Genomic DNA, 17,030 nt, shown 5'->3' on the forward strand with positions numbered 1-17,030 from the left:
CTTACTTCTCTTTTTTAGTACAAATAATCTGATTATTAAATTCCAGACTGATGCGGCTGTACTTGTTCCAGCCTACTTGGTTCAGTCCTTTCTCATAAAAAGTTTTTAGTTTCTCGAACTTTTCCTCATAATTCCCGGGCTTGCCTAAGAATATGATATGTTCGCCAACCCGTGGAACCAGTTCCAGTTCTTTGGCTTGTGTCACGTTGATCTGCTCTATCTGGGCATCCCATAGCGGATGGGCCTGTAGAAAGACTCCTAAGGTATATAGTTCCTTGACGGCAAAATCACGATCCACGTATCCTGTAACAACAGCTACGTGTGCCGAACTGTTGGGTATCGGCATGATTTTTCCTTTATTGTCAATATAATAGTTGTCTCCGTTGTTTGCCATCACTCTGAGGATGGGGAGGCGCTGTGTCACTTCGATACCTATCTTGCATCCCGGTGTACGGTAACATTCCACATTTTCAATCAAGGGATGTTGGCTGAGTTCTTCTTCCAGCAGGCGGGTGTTGATGTCACCCATCTTCTTACCCACAGGGGAGAGCTTCTTACCGTTCAGTAAGCGGAGTATCCCTTTCTGGCTGATAAAACCATGGTCTATACTGTCCTTGATAATCAATTCCATACCCTTGCAAACCTGGTCGGCAGGCTTGGTGTTGAAAGCGGTAACGGCTACAATAAGGTAGGCGGTTATCAGCAACAGAAACAGGAGTATGAGAATTTTCTTTATCATTTTTTATTCAGTAATCCGCAGATTTGGGGTACATAGTTATCTATGTCGCCCGCACCTAGGGTGATTAATACTTCTATATCTTTCTTGCTCAGTACGTCTAGAATTTCTTCTTTCTTGCACATGCTCTTCTCGATGCCCGGACGCAGATGGTCGTAAATCAGTTTGCTGGTGACGCCGGGGATGGGTTGCTCGCGTGCCGGATAGATATCTACCAGGATGACTTCGTCCAACAAGGAAAGGCTGTCGGCGAAATCTTTGTAGAAATCACGGGTACGTGTGTAGAGGTGCGGCTGGAAAACAGCCGTCAGCTTCTTGTCCCGATAGAGGGCACGCATGGAGAGTATGCTTTGTTTTATCTCGGAAGGATGGTGCGCATAGTCGCTCAGGAAAACCACCTTGTCGTTCTTTATCTTGAAATCGAAACGACGGTCTACTCCGCGGAAACTTGCCATACCTCTCTTTATTTCTTCATCAGTCAATCCGCTCATCTGCGCCAAAGCCATGGCGGCTACCCCGTTCTCAATGTTGATGCTGACGGGGACACCCAACTGTATATTGGGGATATTTCCCAAGGGTGATACGTAATCAAAGAAAATCTCACCGTTCCCAATACGGATATTCTCTGCATGAAAGTCACCCTCTTCTTGGGAATAGGTGTACAGTTTCACACCATTCTGCAAAGCCGGTTGCAGCTCGATGCCTTTACGTATAATCAATGCACCTCCCGGCTGGATGAGTGAGGTGTATTTGCGGAAGCTTTCCAGATAAGCCTCTTTGGTTCCGTAGATATCCAGATGGTCGGGATCGGTTGCGGTGATCACCGATATGTAGGGCGAGAGCCAATGGAAAGAACGGTCGAACTCGTCGGCTTCAATAACCATGTATTCACTGCTGTCAGACAACAGCAGGTTGGTGCCGTAATTCTTTGAGATGCCTCCCAAAAAGGCGTTGCATCCTACATGGGATTGGTGTAACAGATGGGCTGTCATGGTAGAAGTGGTGGTCTTACCGTGAGTGCCGGCTACACAAAGTCCTTTTCCTGCATGGGTAAGCATTCCCAATACCTGCGAACGTTTATGTATCTCGAAACCGTTTTCCCGGAAATAGGTAAACTCTTTATGTGTATCGGGGACAGCCGGAGTATAGACAACCAATGTAGTTGCCGGGTCGCGGAATGCATCCGTTATCAGTTCCGTGCTTTCTTCGTAATGGATGGCTGCTCCTTCTTCTATCAGCTTTTCTGTCAGTTCACTGGGCGTACGGTCATATCCGCCTACCTTCTTGCCTTTTGACAGGAAGTAGCGTACCAATGCGCTCATGCCGATACCTCCGGCACCGATGAAATAAACAGATTTTAATGTGTTAACGTCCATTTTCTTTTCTGTATTTATCAGCCAGTTTGAATACCTCCCAGGCAATAACGTTGGCTGAGTCGGTAAAGGCTAATTTAGCAATATTTGTACTTAAACTTTTCAATGTTTCCGGCTGTTTCACGGTTTCAACCGCTTTGTCCAGCAGAGCTTCTTTGGCAGCGGCGTCCTTGATATAGAGTGCTGCGTTTTTATTGACCAGCGCCAGTGCGTTCTTGGTCTGATGATCTTCGGCCACATTAGGCGACGGAACCAGAATGACGGGTTTCTGCAACAAACAGAACTCGGAGATGGAACCTGCTCCGGCACGGCTGATTATTAAATCGGCAGCACTGTATGCGGCGGCCATATCGCTGATAAAATCGGTTACGTGGAGCATTGGTAACTCACCGGCCTGGGCTACTGCGGCGCGTGCTTCGCCGATATATATTTTCCCGGTTTGCCAGATAAACTGCGCGCCGGATGCTTTAATCTTGTCCAAACCTTCCATCACGCAGTTGTTGATGGTGCGTGCTCCCAAGCTTCCTCCTACAATCAGGATTGTTTTCTTGGATGGGTCCAGCCCGAAGGAACGGATAGCCTCTTCACGGCTGATGTGATGGTTGCGCAGTCCTTGGCGGACAGGGTTTCCGGTCAGGATAATCTTGTCTTTTTCAAAGAAACGTTCCATGCCGTCGTATGCCACGCATATTTTGCAGGCTTTCTTTGCCAATAGTTTGTTGGTTACTCCGGCATAAGAGTTCTGCTCTTGTATCAGTGTCGGAATACCCATCATCCCGGCCATTTTCAAAGTAGGACCGCTGGCATATCCGCCTACACCTACTGCTGCATGTGGCTTGAAATCCTTGATGATTTTACGTGCCAATAGCTGGCTTTTGACCAATTTGAAAAGAACCGAAACATTTTTCAATAAGTTCTTACGGTCGAATCCGGCAACAGGTAATCCTTTTATAGGGTATCCGGCAGCAGGAACGCGTTGCATCTCCATTCTGCCTTCAGCGCCTACGAACAGGATTTCCGCTTCGGGATGTTGTTCCTTGATGGCGTTGGCAATAGAGACTGCGGGGAAAATGTGTCCCCCGGTTCCTCCTCCGCTGATGATGATTCTTAAATTTTCTTCCATAATTCCTTTTTAGTCGAATTATTCGCAAAAGTATAAATAATACTTTTAAAATGAATGGTTTATATTATATTTCTTCTTCCGGCTCCCGCTTCCCGGCTGCATTCAGCATTGCCTTCAAGTCATCGGGCAGCGAGTTCTCCTCCGGCGGGAGGGAAGTGGTGGCATTGTCACCCGACGGAAGTGTGGTAATGGCTTCCTGCATGGCAGCTACCATTTCCTGATGCCGTTCGGTCTTGGCTGCCAGTTCGGCTTCTTTCTGCGCTTGTTGCTCGGCGGCTTTCTGTTCTTCTTTCTCAGCCACGTAGCGGCTGACACTTAATATCATACCGATGTAGGCGCAGTTGATGAGTGTAGAGGTTCCTCCTTTGCTGATAAGCGGCAGGGGTTGTCCGGTGACGGGGAACAGACCTACGGCCACCATCATGTTAAGCATCGCCTGAGATACCAGCAACAGGGCGATGCCCATCACCAGAAAGGCAGGAAAACTTTTTTCACTTCTTCGGGCTATTTTACCCGCCCGCATCAACAGCCAGATGTAGAGAATCACTACAAAGGCGCCTCCCAGCAACCCCAGCTCTTCTATGATTATAGCAAAGATGAAGTCCGAGAATGCTTGTGACAGGAAATCCCGCTGCACACTGTTACCCGGCATCTTTCCTATGATGTTGCTGGAGGCGATAGCAATATTGGCGTGTGCTATCTGGGCGTCCTTGTCTATATCATATTTGGCGGCGGGAACGGCTTCTTTGTCCTCAAAGAAGCCTTTTATACGGTTCTGCCAGGTTTCTACACGGTGCATCATGGGGACTTTGTTCAGTTTGTGTGTGGGCATAATCATCACTATGCCTACAAAAAAAGCCACCATAACTCCGGCTATTCCCATTAACTTGGCCAATTGCTTCCAGGGTACCCGGCCGATCACCATCATTAAAAAGACTACTCCGAAAAGCAGTGCTGCGGTAGAGCCGTTTTCGGGAGCAATCAGAATGAAAACAATTCCGGTGATCCACATGATATATTTAAATGCTTTCGGATTGGCATTGTCTTCTTCCTGAAACTTGGATAGAATAAATGCGGTGACAATAATCACGGCCATTTTTGCCAGTTCGGAAGGCTGGAACTGGATACCGAAGAAAGTCATCCAACGGGCTGCACCATTGACACGGTCTCCGGTAATCAATCCCATACCCATTACAAATATCAGCAATAATGTCGATAGGGGTAGCAGGAAGACGGGAAACACACGGAAATATTTGTAGGGAATGTTATGTACCAGTACCACAATGCACACACCTACCATCAGGATGACACTGTGCTGGGTGATAGGTCCCCAATGATCCCCACTTTTGTAGGTAAGCGTGCTGGCGGCACTAAATACCTCGACGATAGAGATCAGACAAAGAAACAGGAAAATAATCCAGATTACTTTGTCGCCCTTGAACAAGTCTTTTATCAGATCCATTATCTATATACCTTAATACTATATTACAGGTTTCTTACACATTCCTTGAACTGCTCGCCACGGTCTTCGTAACTTTTGAAAAGGTCGAAGCTAGCGCAGCATGGACTTAATAATACGGTTTCGCCTTTCTTGGCCATCCGGTAAGCAGCGTCTACGGCATCCTTCATGCTTTGTACATCGGCTACAGGCAGGCCGAACTTGTCAAAGAAATCATGCAATTTCTCATTGTGCAATCCCATGTAGATCAATCCGGTACATTTTTCTTTTACCAAGTCGGCAATTTCGTTATAGTCGTTGCCTTTGTCTTTCCCGCCTAATATCAGGATGGTTTTGGTTTTCATGCTTTGCAAAGCATACCAGCAGGAATTCACATTGGTAGCCTTGGAGTCATTGATATAATCCACCCCTCTTACCCGGCAGACTTTTTCAAGGCGGTGTTCCACTCCCTTGAAATCACCCAAGGCCTCGCGGATACACTCTTTGCGGATACCCGCCAGGTTGGCAGAGATACCGGCCGCCATGGAGTTGAACAGATTATGGGTTCCGGTCAGCGCCAGTTCCTCCTGTTCCATGTTGAAAGCGATTGGTTCTGTAAAATAAACCTTGTCCTGTTCCACGTATGCGGCGGTTCCTTCCTCTTTCCTTTCGGCAAAAGGGTAGTAATGGCCATGAATGCCATATTTGTGTAATTCACGCTGGATGATGGGGTCATCGTTCCAGAAGATGAAGGCATCGTCCGGGGTCTGGTTCTGGATAATGCGGAATTTGGCATCCACATAGTTTTGCATCTGGTGGTCGTAACGGTCCAGATGATCCGGCGTGATGTTCATCAATACGGCAATGTTGGCATGGAACTTGTACATATTGTCCAATTGGAAACTGCTTAACTCGATCACATAATAATCATAGTTGCATTCTGCTACCTGATATGCCAGACTTTGGCCGATATTTCCGGCTAGTCCCACATTCATACCTGCTTTCTTGAAGATATGATAAATCAGCGAAGTAGTTGTTGTTTTTCCATTACTTCCTGTAATGCAAATCATTTTGGCATTGGTATAACGTCCCGCAAATTCTATTTCGGAGATGATAGGGGTGCCTTGTGACTTTAACTTAAGAATCATCGGGGCATCATTCGGAATACCCGGACTTTTGATTACTTCATCCGCATTCAGAATGAGAGATTCGGTATGTTTGCCTTCTTCCCATTCGATGCCTCGCTCGTTCAGCATGTTTTTGTATATGTCCTTAATCGTGGACATGTCTGAAACGAAGGTGTCGAAACCTTGTTTCTTTGCCAGAACGGCTGCTCCCGCACCGCTTTCTCCGGCTCCTAGTATGACAATTCTTTTAGCCATAATCTTCGTTTATCTTATCTTATCTTTAATGTAATAATCGTAATTGCAGCGAGTACGATGGTGACAATCCAGAAGCGTACCGTGATTTTTGACTCATGGAATACGCTGTTGGGTTTCATGAACAGATAACTGCAATTGGGGTCTAACTGTGCTAATGTAGTGCGGAAATGGTCGTGGATAGGGGCACGTTTGAATACGCGTTGCAAATGTCCTTTCTTTTTTCCGCTTTTGAAATATCTCACCTGTAGAATGACCGAAAGGTTTTCTACCAAGAAGATTCCACAGAGAATAGGTATAAGCAACTCTTTATGAATGATGATTGCAAATACCGCTATGATACCACCAATGGTCAAGCTGCCGGTATCGCCCATAAATACTTGGGCGGGAAAAGCATTGTACCAAAGGAAACCGATCAGTGCGCCGATGAAGGAGCAGATAAAGATTACCAGTTCTTCACTGCCGGGAATGTACATGATATTAAGGTATCCTGCATATTCGATGTGGCTGGATACGTATGCCAATATGCCTAAGGTAAGACCGATGATAGCAGAATTTCCGGCTGCCATCCCGTCCATCCCGTCATTCAGGTTGGCACCGTTAGATACGGCAGTAACTACGAAGATGGTAACTAATACGAAAATAATCCAACCTACAGCCTGGGCATTGTCTCCCAGAAAACCTACGAAATCAGCATAATCCAAATTGTTGTTCTTGAAGAAAGGAATCGTAGTTTTGGTGGACTTCTGATCTTGTTCCTTGTGCACCACTTCCACAATTTCTCCTCCTCTTTGTATTTCTACGTTCTCACGGATAACCACGCTCGGACTTAAATATAAGGTGAGTCCCACAATGAGTCCCAAACCTACTTGGCCGATGATCTTGAATTTGCCGTGCAACCCTTCTTTGTCTTTACGGAAGACCTTGATATAGTCGTCCAAAAAGCCTAACGTACCCAGCCAAATGGTGGTAATCAACATTAATATCATGTAAATATTATGCAGCTTCCCCAACAAGAGGCAAGGTATGAGAATTGCGACAATAATAATTATACCTCCCATCGTCGGCACACCAACTTTTTTCACATTAAAAGGGTCTATAGATGCGTCACGTTGGGTTTCGGTTATTTGTTTACGTTTGAGCAGGTTGATGAAATATTCACCGAAGATAGCTGAGATCAACAATGATAAAATGATTGCCATCAATGAACGGAATGAAACGTAACCGAACATACCGGCTCCGGGAAAATCGAACTTTTCTAAATATTGAAATAAATAATATAACATCTTTTGGTTGGTTTATTCATTAGCAAAAATATCTCTTAATACTTCTTTATCGTCGAAATGGTGCTTTATACCTTTGATTTCCTGATAATTTTCGTGTCCTTTCCCGGCAACTAAAATGACATCTTTAGCTTGGGCCAGCATACAAGCTGTACGGATCGCTTCTTTACGGTCGGCTATGCTTATCACTTTACGCATATCCTCTTTAGTCAGCCCTGCCAGCATATCATTGATGATTTCCTGCGGCTCTTCAAAACGGGGATTGTCAGAGGTGATAATGACTTTATCGCTTTGCTTTACCGCTTCTTGTGCCATCAAGGGGCGTTTGCCTTTATCGCGGTTGCCGCCGGCGCCTACTACCGTAATTACATGACCTTTGCCATTCAGGACCTCGTGAATGGCATTCAGCACATTTTCCAAGGCATCCGGAGTATGGGCATAGTCCACAATGGCGGTGTATCCCTTGGGTGAGCGCAGTGAGTCAAAACGCCCGGCAACGGGGCGAAGAGTACTCAATGCCAGCAATACCTCTTCTGTCTTTTTCCCAAGCAGGCAGGCTGCTCCATAGACTGCCAGCAGGTTGGAAGCATTGAAACGTCCGATGAACTGTACATTGACTTCCACATTATTTATATCAAGCAGCATTCCTTCGAATCCATCTTCCAGCACTTTTCCTTTAAAATCACTCAAGCTGCGCAGCGAATAGGTGTGTACCTTTGCTTTGGTATTTTGAGTCATGACCAATCCGTTTTTGTCATCCAGATTGGTTAAGGCAAAGGCTGTTTTAGGCAGACCGTCAAAGAATGCTTTTTTGGCTTTCAGATAGTTCTCTACAGTTTTATGGTAGTCCAGATGGTCACGGGTAAGGTTGGTAAATATACCGCCTACGAATTTTAAACCACCGATCCGTTTTTGTGCTACAGAATGTGAGCTTACTTCCATAAAGGCATATTTGCATCCTTCATCTGCCATGCGCCCCAGCAGTTTGTTTAGTGTAATAGGGTCAGGGGTGGTATGGTCAGTTGGAATGACTTCCTCATCTATATAATTGCATACAGTGGAAATGAGTCCTGTCTTATATCCGAATTTACGGAACATATTATATAATAAGGTGGCAATAGTCGTTTTTCCGTTGGTGCCTGTAACACCGACCAGTTCCAATTTCGAGGTGGGGTCGCCGTAAAACGTAGTTGCCAGTTTCCCGACAACGTCTTCCGTATCGTTCACTTTGATGTAGGTAACATTCTCAATCAATGTCTCAGGAAGATTCTCACATACCACTGTACGGGCTCCTTTTTCTATTGCTTTTTGGATATAAGTGTGTCCGTCAGTCTGCGTTCCTTTTACAGCAACGAAAATATGACCGGGCTCTATCAGGCGCGAGTCCATGTTTATTCCCGAAATTTCTTGGGATGCATCACCTATGATTTCATTGACTGTTATTCCTTTAATAATCTTTTCCAGTTTCATATTCTTCCTGTTACACTGTTAATTTAATCGTAATTGTATGGTTTGTCCTTTGCGCAAAGTGTTGCCGGCCGGGATACTTTGTGACTTCACTTTACCGATGCCGGTAATGCGGGCTTTCAATCCCATGCTTTCAAGCAGATAGACAGCATCCTTTGCGCCCATACCAATAACACTTGGTACAAGTTTATTGTTAATGTCTTTTTTGTTGAATAATACATTGTCCGGATTACTAGTCACATTTCCCCATACCGGTTTGCCTTCGGTTGATTGTTCCGAAACTCCGGATGAATTTACATTTATCCGGTTCAGTACATAATGTGCCGCACTTATATCCCCGTTTTTTACATCCGGAATAAGGATAGAAGTTGAGTCTTTTGCCTCTTTCAAATCTTGTGCCAGATGTTTGGCAAATACGCGTTCAGCAATTTTACTGAACACGCTGCCGGCCATCAGACCACCCGAGGCGGGGAGTCCAGGTTTCTGGATGGCTACAATGCAACTGTATTTAGGCGCTTCTGAAGGAAAATATCCACAGAAACTTACCAAATAACGGCGTGTGCCATTCGTGTACCCGGCTTTCCCTTGTGAAACCTGTGCAGTACCGGTTTTCCCGGATACATGGAATTGCTTGGATCCTGCTTTCTTTCCCAGTCCTTCGCTGACGACTTTTTCCAAAATCGTTTGTATCTCGCTGATAGCCTTGGGGGAAGCGATGGCCGGGTTGAGTATTTCAGGAGCAATATCTTCCACTACCTGCCCGTCTTTGACTATTGATTTCACAAAACGGGGCTTGACCATTACTCCGTTATTGGCTATAGCATTATAAAATGCCAGTGTATTGATGGGGGGAATTTGGGTTTCATAGCCAATAGACATCCATGCCAGTGCAGTACGTGACCAATTGCTCAAGTCTTTGTTGGGGATGCGGATGTTCGGCTTGCCGGCACCGGGAATATCGAGATCTAACGGAGTGGCAATGCCTACTCGATGCAGTCCGCGTACAAACTTTTCCGGATTATCATGATAATGATCATCGATCAACCGTGATACACCGATGTTTGAGGACACCATCAATGATTTTGTTGTGTTGATAGTGCCGTAGCCTCCACGATGCCAGTTATGATCTTTCATATAGCGGCCGTGCATCATATAGACCCCGTTACCGGTTTCCACCACCGTTTCCGGAGTGATGACTCCGTCGTCCAGCGCTACCAGTATGGATGCGGTTTTGAAAGTAGAGCCTGGCTCCATCATGTCTGAGATGGCGTTATTGCGTATTTCTCTGTAAATGCCGTCATTGCATTTGGTCATGTTGACGATAGCTTTGATGTCTCCCGTCTGCACTTCCATCAGAATGGCAACGCCTACAGTAGCGTTGATTTCTTTCAATTCATCCACCAATGCTTTTTCTGCGATGTCTTGCATACCTACATCAATGGTCGTAATGATATCACAGCCATCTACAGGAGGAATATCTACAATGTTCAGGTATTTGTTCATTACCTTTTGACGGTGAGTGATACCGTTTCTGCCTTTTAATATGGAATCGTATGAAAGTTCCAGCCCGTTCTTTGCACCTTGTTCTATATCTGGATACATATCTCCCAATGTACGCATTGCCAGTGAGCCAAAAGGTTTTTTCCGTTGATTGAATGCCTGTTCATGGAATCCGCCTTTGTATTTGTTCAGGTTAAATACGGGCAGACGTTTTGCTTCTTTATATTGTATATAAGAAATGCGTTTGGGGTAGAGCAACCAACTGCGGCTCTCTTTTTTTCTTCCGTTTTTGATGTGCTGTTTGAAAAAGGCGGCACTTTTATCAGGGAATATTTCATGTAACCCTTTGCAGATTGTGTCAAGGTTTGCATAAAGAACTGAGTCTTTGATATGTTGTAGCTTCAGCCGTTTCTTTTCCTCTTCTTCGGTTTCGCCCTTCCTTTTATTTATCATGAAGTCCATGTAAATCTTATATTCGGGAAGGCTGCTTGCCATCAGCTGGCCGTCGGATGAGATGATGTTGCCACGGGTAGGACGTACGGTGACGTTTTCTTTTACAAAACGGTCGGCTACGTCTTTCCAGTATTGACGCTCGGCAAACATGATGACGCCGGCTTTGCAGATAATGGCAATGCCTATCAACACCATGACCAGGATGATGAAGGAGAAGCGGAGCATTATGTTTTTTTGGTTGGGCATCATGGGCTTAGTCTTTCTTTATTAAATAAGGACGGTTGGTAGCCGTTTGCAAGGGGCTGTCTTCCGTCGAAATATATTCTTCAATACGTGACTGGCGGCTCTTTTCCATCAGTTCGGAAGAGCGTGTCAATGCATCGTATTTGATATCGATCAAATCTTTTTTCAACTTGTCAATTTCAATGAGTTCCTGTTGGCTGCTATAACGGTTGTCTATGTATAGTACAGTCAGGATCATGATGAGAATCAGCAAACGGGTCTGTCTTTTGAAAAAGTCGTTCGCAAGGATATCTCCTCCTAATATGCTGCGGATAGACATATGCTTGGGCGAAGCAGATTGTCCGTCTTTGGGTTGTTGTGTATTTTGTTTCAGTTCTTCTTCCATCTCGTTATCTCTTTTCTGCAATTCTCAACTTGGCGCTTCGGGAGCGCGGATTGCGTGTCACTTCTTCGTTGCCGGCAACAATAACTTTGTTGTTGACTAGTTTGAAAGGTGTCTGTACATTACCAAAGAAATCTTGTTCGGCCTTGCCTTCTATGTTTCCGGTTTTCATGATATTCTTTACCATGCGGTCTTCTAAAGAGTGATAGGTGATTACTACCAGTCTGCCTCCCGGTTTCAGTGCCTTGGTTGCTGCATAAAGCATTTCTTTCAATGCTTCCATTTCCTGATTTACCTCTATGCGTAAAGCTTGGAACACCTTTGCGAGCTCTTTCTTTTCACGTTCCCGCCCGAAAAGCGGTTTGATGACTTCGAGGAAATCACCGATGGTGACAATTTGTTTTACACCTCGTGCTTTAACGATGGCTGATGCCAGTTTGCGGCTGTTCTTCAATTCACCATATAAATAGAAAATATTAGCCAAACGTTCTTCGTCATAGGTGTTCACTACATCAGCAGCTGTCATACCTGCGCGTTTGTTCATCCGCATGTCTAATTTGCCCTCGAAGCGGAATGAGAATCCACGTTCGGAGTCGTCAAAGTGATGTGAGGAAACGCCCAGATCGGCCAAAATGGCATCCACCCCTTCCACGCCATAATAACGTAGGAAGTTGGGAAGGTAGCGGAAGTTACTACGCACAAAAGTGAAGCGGCTGTCGCTTACAATATTCTTCTCGGCATCTTCATCTTGGTCAAAACTATATAGATGCGCGGTGCTACCCAGCCGGCTTAGAATTTCCTTGGAATGTCCTCCGCCGCCGAAAGTGGCATCTACATAAATACCTCCGGGTTGGATGTTCATTCCGTCTACGCTCTCGTTTAATAATACCGGTACATGATATATCTGTTTTGCTTCACTCATTCTATTTCTACGTTGTTATTAGTTCCCATAATTTCTTCCAATTCTTTTCCAAAGTCCTCCGGTGTGATGAAGGGTTTGTCTGCTATTTCTTTAGACCAGATTTCTATAGTGTCGTCCAATCCGATAAAACGTACATCTTGCTGTATTTTAGCTAATTTCAAATATCGTTTTGGAATCAGAAAGCGCCCGTTTCCATCCAATGTGATAACTTCTACATCCGAAACGAACTGACGGAAAATCATTTGGTGTCTGGAATTCCAGCGATTGAGTTTGCAACGTAGTTCGTTCATTTGTTCGTTCCACACATTTTCAGGGTAAAGTACCAGGCAGTCTTGGTAGGTGTCTTTGCGTAAAATCAGGCACTCCTGGGAGGCAGCTTGTAGCTGCTTCCTGAATACGGCAGGCAGGAACACTCTGCCTTTTGCATCCGTCTTTGCTTCAGAATTCCCAAGAAATCGCATGTTTACACCTTATTATATTGTTCAAGGTGTAAAATTACACAATTCCCCACAATTCCCCACAATATTTTAAGAAAATATTTCGAGAAGTTTTCAACAGGCTGTTAATGTAGCTAGTAGCTTGGTAAACAGGAGGTTTAAAATTAATAATTTTATGATAAAAAATAATGGAAAGGGCAGCTTCTCGGAGGTTGAAAAACGAAACCAAACTATTGCACATTCGTTTTTGTTTTGCGCAAAAATGAAAGAATTTGTATAGTTTCATACACAAAAACTCTTAATTTCTTTAGAGATTAAGAGTTTTTTCTGTCATAAATTGCCAATATAAAAAAAGATAAGTTACTTTTGCATGGAAAAGAACGTTTGCAAAATGACTGACGACTCTATATTTTTAATCGACATAGAAAAGATATTGAAAACGAAAGCCGGGAAAAAATATAAATATATTCCCCGTTTTGTCGTTTCGTACCTGAAGCATATCGTGCATCAGGATGAACTGAATGTCTTTTTAAAAGACTCCAAAAATAAAGTCGGAGTTGACTTTCTGGAAGCTTGTATGGAGTTCCTGGATGCAAAAGTGGAGATAAAAGGTTTGGAAAACTTGCCTGAAAACGGTAAATGCACTTTTGTCAGCAATCACCCGCTGGGGGGACAGGATGGAGTTGCTTTGGGGTATATATTGGGAAAACATTACAATGGTAATGTACGCTATTTGGTCAATGATTTGTTGATGAATTTGCATGGTTTGGCTCCTTTATGTATTCCTATCAATAAAACAGGCTCGCAATCCAGGGATTTCCCGAAGATGGTAGAGGCAGGGTTTGCCTCGGATAATCATATCATTATGTTTCCTGCGGGGTTATGTTCCCGTAGACAGGGTGGGGAAATCAAGGATTTGGAATGGAAAAAGACATTTGTCACTAAAAGTATTGAAACGCATCGTGATGTGGTACCTTTGCACTTTGAGGGCCGGAACTCAGACTTTTTTTATAATTTGGCAAATATATGTAAGGCACTTGGCATTAAGTTTAATATTGCTATGCTTTACTTGGCAGATGAAATGTTGAAAAATCGTCATAAAACCTTTACCTTGACCATTGGAAAACCCATTCCTTGGCAAACTTTCGACAAGACAAAGACCCCGGCTCAGTGGGCGCAGTTTGTAAAAGATGTAGTCTACAAGCTATAATAGACAAAAGAGAGAAAAAAGATATGGAAGAAATTATTGCACCGATTAGCAAAGAGATTCTGAAGGCGGAACTTTCCGAGGATAAACGCCTGAGGTTTACGAATAAAAGTCATAATGAAATTTACGTCATAACGTATCAGGATTCGCCCAATGTGATGAAGGAGATTGGCCGGTTGAGAGAAATAGCCTTTCGTGCTGCAGGTGGCGGAACAGGAAAGGCGATGGATATCGATGAATATGACGTGATGGAAAATCCATATAAGCAATTAGTTGTATGGAATCCTGAAGCGGAGGAGATTTTGGGAGGTTATCGTTATCTTTTGGGGGATGAGGTGCAATTTGATGAACATGGGAAGCCTGTGCTGGCTACTGCTCACATGTTTAATTTCTCGGAAGTTTTTTTGAAAGAATATTTGCCTTACACGGTGGAGTTGGGACGCTCATTTGTTACATTGGAATATCAGTCAACCCGTGCCGGTTCCAAGGGATTGTTTGCTTTGGATAATTTGTGGGATGGTTTGGGCGCATTAACCGTGATTAAGCCTAATGTGAAATATTTTTTTGGTAAGATGACTATGTATCCTAGTTATCATCGTCAGGGGCGTGACATGATATTATACTTCCTGAATAAACATTTCGGTGATAAAGATAAATTGATAACTCCGATGAAACCGCTGGAAATAGAAACAGATAAGAAAATGTTGGAAAATCTTTTCTGTTATGATTCCTTTAAAGAAGATTACAAGATCTTGAATACGGAAGTGCGTAAGCTGGGGTATAATATTCCTCCTTTGGTCAATGCATATATGAGTCTGTCTCCTACAATGCGTATGTTTGGAACAGCGATTAATTATGGATTCGGAGATGTGGAGGAAACCGGAATTCTGATTGCAGTCAATGAAATTCTGGAAGACAAACGGGTACGTCATATCGAATCGTTTGTAAAGCAACATCCTGAAGCTATGAAAATAACTTCAGGCGCTCATCCCATACTGACCAAATAATCGGACTAATAGTAGTATTTGGGGAAACATTGTCAGGTGCAGATAAAATTTACAGGATTCATCTTGCTCGCATCTGACAATGTTTTTATTATACTGCCGGCAGACTGTTGCCTTTGATTTTCCGGTAGAGGTCGAGCGCATATACGTCTGTCATGCCCGATATGTAATCCAGCACGGCTTGAATTTTTCCATATAAAGTAGGTGCGTTGACATTGTACTGTCCGGATATGCGGTTGATAAGTAGTTGTGAATACGCTTTTTCCGGAGAGCGCACTGCATTAATCATCAGGTCAATCAAGGTACTGATAACCCTGAATCCTGCCAATTCTATGTCCAGCACATCGCTGGAACGATATATTCTTTGAAAGGCAATTGCAGAACAATTGTCATAGGCCTCTTTCAATGGACTGCAAATGTGCATTATCAGGGTGCCTTCAAATTCCCCGGTCAATATCTTTTCTTCATTTTCAGTAAATACTCGTGTGCATTCCTTTATCAGTGCGCCTATGACCGAAGAACGTAAATAAGCTATCTGTTCATTGACGTCTGTTACAATCCGGCAAACTTCTTCAATGCGTTTTCTTCTTTTCTCATCAAAGAACTGCATATACAGTCCTTTGGTTTCATCATGTGTCAGCAGTTTTAATTTATGTGCGTCTTCTATGTCCATCATCTGATAACAAATATCATCTGCGGCTTCTACCAGGTAGACCAACGGATGGCGTGCGTAGCGTAAAGGCTCATCCGGTTTGCTGAGCCGGATAATCCCTAATTCTCCGGCTATTTTCTGATAATCAGCCTCTTCGCTTAAGAAGAAGCCGAATTTTGATTTCTTTCCTGCCAATTGTGAGGAAAAAGGGTATTTTACGATGGATGCCAGTGTGGAGTAGGTCATCACGAACCCTCCTTTCCGTCTTCCTTCAAACTGGTGGGTGAGGATGCGGAATGCATTGGCATTTCCTTCGAAGTGGGTTAAATCATCCCATTCCATCGGTGAAAGTTCTTTTTTCAATGCCATTCCTTGTCCTTCCGAGAAGTAAGTTGAAATGGCTTTTTCTCCCGAATGACCGAAAGGAGGATTTCCCAGATCGTGTGCCAGACATGCGGCTGAAACGATGGAACCTATTTCCGATATATGGGAGTCGGCCAAGGCTGGGTGCTTCTTCAGAAGCTGGCTGGCGACATCGTTTCCTAAAGAACGCCCCACACAAGAGACCTCAAGGCTGTGAGTCAACCGGTTGTGTACAAATACGCTACCCGGTAAAGGAAATACTTGAGTTTTGTTTTGCAAACGACGGAAAGGTGCTGAGAAGATGAGACGGTCATAATCGCGTTGGAATTCGGTACGGTCATCTTTACGGGCCTCGTGTAGTTCTTCCATGCCGAAGCGTTTATTTGATATTAATTGTTTCCAGTTCATAATTCAGGCTTTATCTGTTTGCAAAAGTAAGAAACTTCCGTTTAAAAAACTGTAAACGCTTAGATAAATCCATCTAAATGTGTAAATTCGCACCTTATTAATCATGTGGCAATGTGTTGATTCGTCAATATGCCAATGGGCTGTATCATGTCTGGACTGTGTTTGTTGTCTGCAAATTATTAGCACATTGCCATATAAGCATATTGATAAATTATTAAAATTATGAAAATACAGGTAATCAATAAATCAAAACATGCTTTACCCGAGTATGCTACCGGGCAATCGGCAGGGATGGATATCCGTGCTAATCTTGACGAACCGATTGTGCTGAAACCCTTGCAACGTTGTTTGGTTCCTACGGGACTTTATATCGCATTGCCTGAAGGTTTTGAAGCGCAAATCCGTCCACGTAGCGGGCTGGCTATTAAGAAAGGCATCGGAGTCCTGAATTCTCCGGGCACAATTGATGCCGATTATCGTGGTGAAATTTGTATTATCCTGGTCAATTTGTCATCTGAGGATTTTATGATAGAAGATGGGGAGCGCATTGCGCAAATGGTTGTAGCCCGTCACGAACATGCCGAATGGCAGGAAGTGGAGGTGCTGGACGAAACGGAACGTGGTGCAGGTGGCTTTGGACATACCGGAAAAAAGTAAAAG

General features: G+C 44.0%; 15 protein-coding genes. 3 read left to right on the plus strand and 12 right to left on the minus strand.

All coding sequences use genetic code 11. The features are described 5' to 3' along the window. Window position 1: 1 nt before the first annotated feature. From AB5062_RS03750 to mraZ, 11 genes are all read right to left on the minus strand, one after another. Window positions 2–739, minus strand: coding sequence for a cell division protein FtsQ/DivIB (locus tag AB5062_RS03750; protein WP_005845306.1), 738 nt, complete (start codon window positions 737–739; stop codon window positions 2–4). Continuing rightward, window positions 736–2,112: a UDP-N-acetylmuramate--L-alanine ligase gene (gene murC, locus AB5062_RS03755; protein ID WP_008668485.1), complete on the minus strand. Its 1,377-nt coding sequence runs from the start codon at window positions 2,110–2,112 to the stop codon at window positions 736–738. The genes AB5062_RS03750 and murC overlap by 4 nt, the downstream gene beginning before the upstream one ends. Then, entirely contained in the window at window positions 2,102–3,232 is a 1,131-nt protein-coding gene (gene murG / locus AB5062_RS03760; protein WP_368326834.1) for an undecaprenyldiphospho-muramoylpentapeptide beta-N-acetylglucosaminyltransferase, read from the minus strand. Before murG ends, murC begins: the two co-directional genes overlap by 11 nt. 64 nt (window positions 3,233–3,296) lie before the next feature. Continuing rightward, window positions 3,297–4,694 (minus strand): FtsW/RodA/SpoVE family cell cycle protein, encoded by a 1,398-nt coding sequence (locus tag AB5062_RS03765; RefSeq protein ID WP_005845316.1) that lies wholly within the window; start codon window positions 4,692–4,694, stop codon window positions 3,297–3,299. Window positions 4,695–4,717: 23 nt separating this feature from the next. Then, window positions 4,718–6,052 carry a UDP-N-acetylmuramoyl-L-alanine--D-glutamate ligase gene (gene murD, locus AB5062_RS03770; protein ID WP_011965167.1) on the minus strand — a complete coding sequence of 445 codons (1,335 nt, stop codon included), beginning with the start codon at window positions 6,050–6,052 and terminating at the stop codon, window positions 4,718–4,720. Between the two features lie 14 nt (window positions 6,053–6,066). Further along, window positions 6,067–7,335 carry a phospho-N-acetylmuramoyl-pentapeptide-transferase gene (mraY, locus tag AB5062_RS03775; RefSeq protein ID WP_005845319.1) on the minus strand — a complete coding sequence of 423 codons (1,269 nt, stop codon included), beginning with the start codon at window positions 7,333–7,335 and terminating at the stop codon, window positions 6,067–6,069. A gap of 12 nt (window positions 7,336–7,347) precedes the next feature. Beyond that, the gene (locus AB5062_RS03780; RefSeq protein ID WP_117870492.1) at window positions 7,348–8,802 is read right to left on the minus strand and encodes a UDP-N-acetylmuramoyl-L-alanyl-D-glutamate--2,6-diaminopimelate ligase; all 1,455 of its coding nucleotides are present in this window, start codon (window positions 8,800–8,802) and stop codon (window positions 7,348–7,350) included. An 18-nt stretch (window positions 8,803–8,820) separates the two neighbouring features. Beyond that, a complete protein-coding gene (locus tag AB5062_RS03785; protein ID WP_016271910.1) occupies window positions 8,821–11,001 on the minus strand; it encodes a penicillin-binding transpeptidase domain-containing protein in 2,181 nt (726 codons plus the stop codon). A gap of 4 nt (window positions 11,002–11,005) precedes the next feature. Continuing rightward, window positions 11,006–11,380, minus strand: coding sequence for an FtsL-like putative cell division protein (locus tag AB5062_RS03790; RefSeq protein ID WP_005845324.1), 375 nt, complete (start codon window positions 11,378–11,380; stop codon window positions 11,006–11,008). A gap of 4 nt (window positions 11,381–11,384) precedes the next feature. Then, window positions 11,385–12,299, minus strand: coding sequence for a 16S rRNA (cytosine(1402)-N(4))-methyltransferase RsmH (rsmH, locus tag AB5062_RS03795; RefSeq protein WP_016271911.1), 915 nt, complete (start codon window positions 12,297–12,299; stop codon window positions 11,385–11,387). Continuing rightward, the gene (gene mraZ / locus AB5062_RS03800; RefSeq protein WP_005845333.1) at window positions 12,296–12,760 is read right to left on the minus strand and encodes a division/cell wall cluster transcriptional repressor MraZ; all 465 of its coding nucleotides are present in this window, start codon (window positions 12,758–12,760) and stop codon (window positions 12,296–12,298) included. Before mraZ ends, rsmH begins: the two co-directional genes overlap by 4 nt. Before the next feature lie 367 nt (window positions 12,761–13,127). Here mraZ and AB5062_RS03805 point away from each other — a divergent pair, with 367 nt between their 5' ends. Together AB5062_RS03805 and AB5062_RS03810 are read left to right on the plus strand one after the other, a co-directional pair. Then, on the plus strand, window positions 13,128–13,946 hold the full coding sequence (locus AB5062_RS03805; RefSeq protein WP_005845335.1) for a 1-acyl-sn-glycerol-3-phosphate acyltransferase: 819 nt from the start codon (window positions 13,128–13,130) through the stop codon (window positions 13,944–13,946). Between the two features lie 23 nt (window positions 13,947–13,969). Further along, window positions 13,970–14,950 carry a GNAT family N-acetyltransferase gene (locus AB5062_RS03810; RefSeq protein WP_005845337.1) on the plus strand — a complete coding sequence of 327 codons (981 nt, stop codon included), beginning with the start codon at window positions 13,970–13,972 and terminating at the stop codon, window positions 14,948–14,950. Window positions 14,951–15,038: 88 nt separating this feature from the next. Here the strand turns inward: AB5062_RS03810 and AB5062_RS03815 are convergent, their stop codons facing one another. Further along, complete coding sequence (locus AB5062_RS03815; protein ID WP_008781261.1) at window positions 15,039–16,370, minus strand: deoxyguanosinetriphosphate triphosphohydrolase; 1,332 nt, start codon at window positions 16,368–16,370, stop codon at window positions 15,039–15,041. Between the two features lie 222 nt (window positions 16,371–16,592). On the opposite strand from AB5062_RS03815, the gene dut reads away from it, so the two are divergent. Continuing rightward, window positions 16,593–17,027 (plus strand): dUTP diphosphatase, encoded by a 435-nt coding sequence (gene dut, locus AB5062_RS03820; protein ID WP_005845350.1) that lies wholly within the window; start codon window positions 16,593–16,595, stop codon window positions 17,025–17,027. Window positions 17,028–17,030: the final 3 nt, after the last annotated feature.

Origin of the sequence: Phocaeicola sp. RTP21359st1_B8_RTP21360_211022 (assembly GCF_040911965.1) — a bacterium.
In the GTDB taxonomy this organism is placed as follows: Bacteria; Bacteroidota; Bacteroidia; order Bacteroidales; family Bacteroidaceae; genus Phocaeicola; species Phocaeicola vulgatus.

What these genes read in the sequence shown, in the direction of transcription:
- AB5062_RS03750 (WP_005845306.1), bottom strand. Translation starts at nt 739, where the DNA reads ATGATAAAGAAAATTCTCATACTCCTGTTTCTGTTGCTGATAACCGCC.
- murC (WP_008668485.1), bottom strand. Translation starts at nt 2,112, where the DNA reads ATGGACGTTAACACATTAAAATCTGTTTATTTCATCGGTGCCGGAGGT.
- murG (WP_368326834.1), bottom strand. Translation starts at nt 3,232, where the DNA reads ATGGAAGAAAATTTAAGAATCATCATCAGCGGAGGAGGAACCGGGGGA.
- AB5062_RS03765 (WP_005845316.1), bottom strand. Translation starts at nt 4,694, where the DNA reads ATGGATCTGATAAAAGACTTGTTCAAGGGCGACAAAGTAATCTGGATT.
- murD (WP_011965167.1), bottom strand. Translation starts at nt 6,052, where the DNA reads ATGGCTAAAAGAATTGTCATACTAGGAGCCGGAGAAAGCGGTGCGGGA.
- mraY (WP_005845319.1), bottom strand. Translation starts at nt 7,335, where the DNA reads ATGTTATATTATTTATTTCAATATTTAGAAAAGTTCGATTTTCCCGGA.
- AB5062_RS03780 (WP_117870492.1), bottom strand. Translation starts at nt 8,802, where the DNA reads ATGAAACTGGAAAAGATTATTAAAGGAATAACAGTCAATGAAATCATA.
- AB5062_RS03785 (WP_016271910.1), bottom strand. Translation starts at nt 11,001, where the DNA reads ATGATGCCCAACCAAAAAAACATAATGCTCCGCTTCTCCTTCATCATC.
- AB5062_RS03790 (WP_005845324.1), bottom strand. Translation starts at nt 11,380, where the DNA reads ATGGAAGAAGAACTGAAACAAAATACACAACAACCCAAAGACGGACAA.
- rsmH (WP_016271911.1), bottom strand. Translation starts at nt 12,299, where the DNA reads ATGAGTGAAGCAAAACAGATATATCATGTACCGGTATTATTAAACGAG.
- mraZ (WP_005845333.1), bottom strand. Translation starts at nt 12,760, where the DNA reads ATGCGATTTCTTGGGAATTCTGAAGCAAAGACGGATGCAAAAGGCAGA.
- AB5062_RS03805 (WP_005845335.1), top strand. Translation starts at nt 13,128, where the DNA reads ATGACTGACGACTCTATATTTTTAATCGACATAGAAAAGATATTGAAA.
- AB5062_RS03810 (WP_005845337.1), top strand. Translation starts at nt 13,970, where the DNA reads ATGGAAGAAATTATTGCACCGATTAGCAAAGAGATTCTGAAGGCGGAA.
- AB5062_RS03815 (WP_008781261.1), bottom strand. Translation starts at nt 16,370, where the DNA reads ATGAACTGGAAACAATTAATATCAAATAAACGCTTCGGCATGGAAGAA.
- dut (WP_005845350.1), top strand. Translation starts at nt 16,593, where the DNA reads ATGAAAATACAGGTAATCAATAAATCAAAACATGCTTTACCCGAGTAT.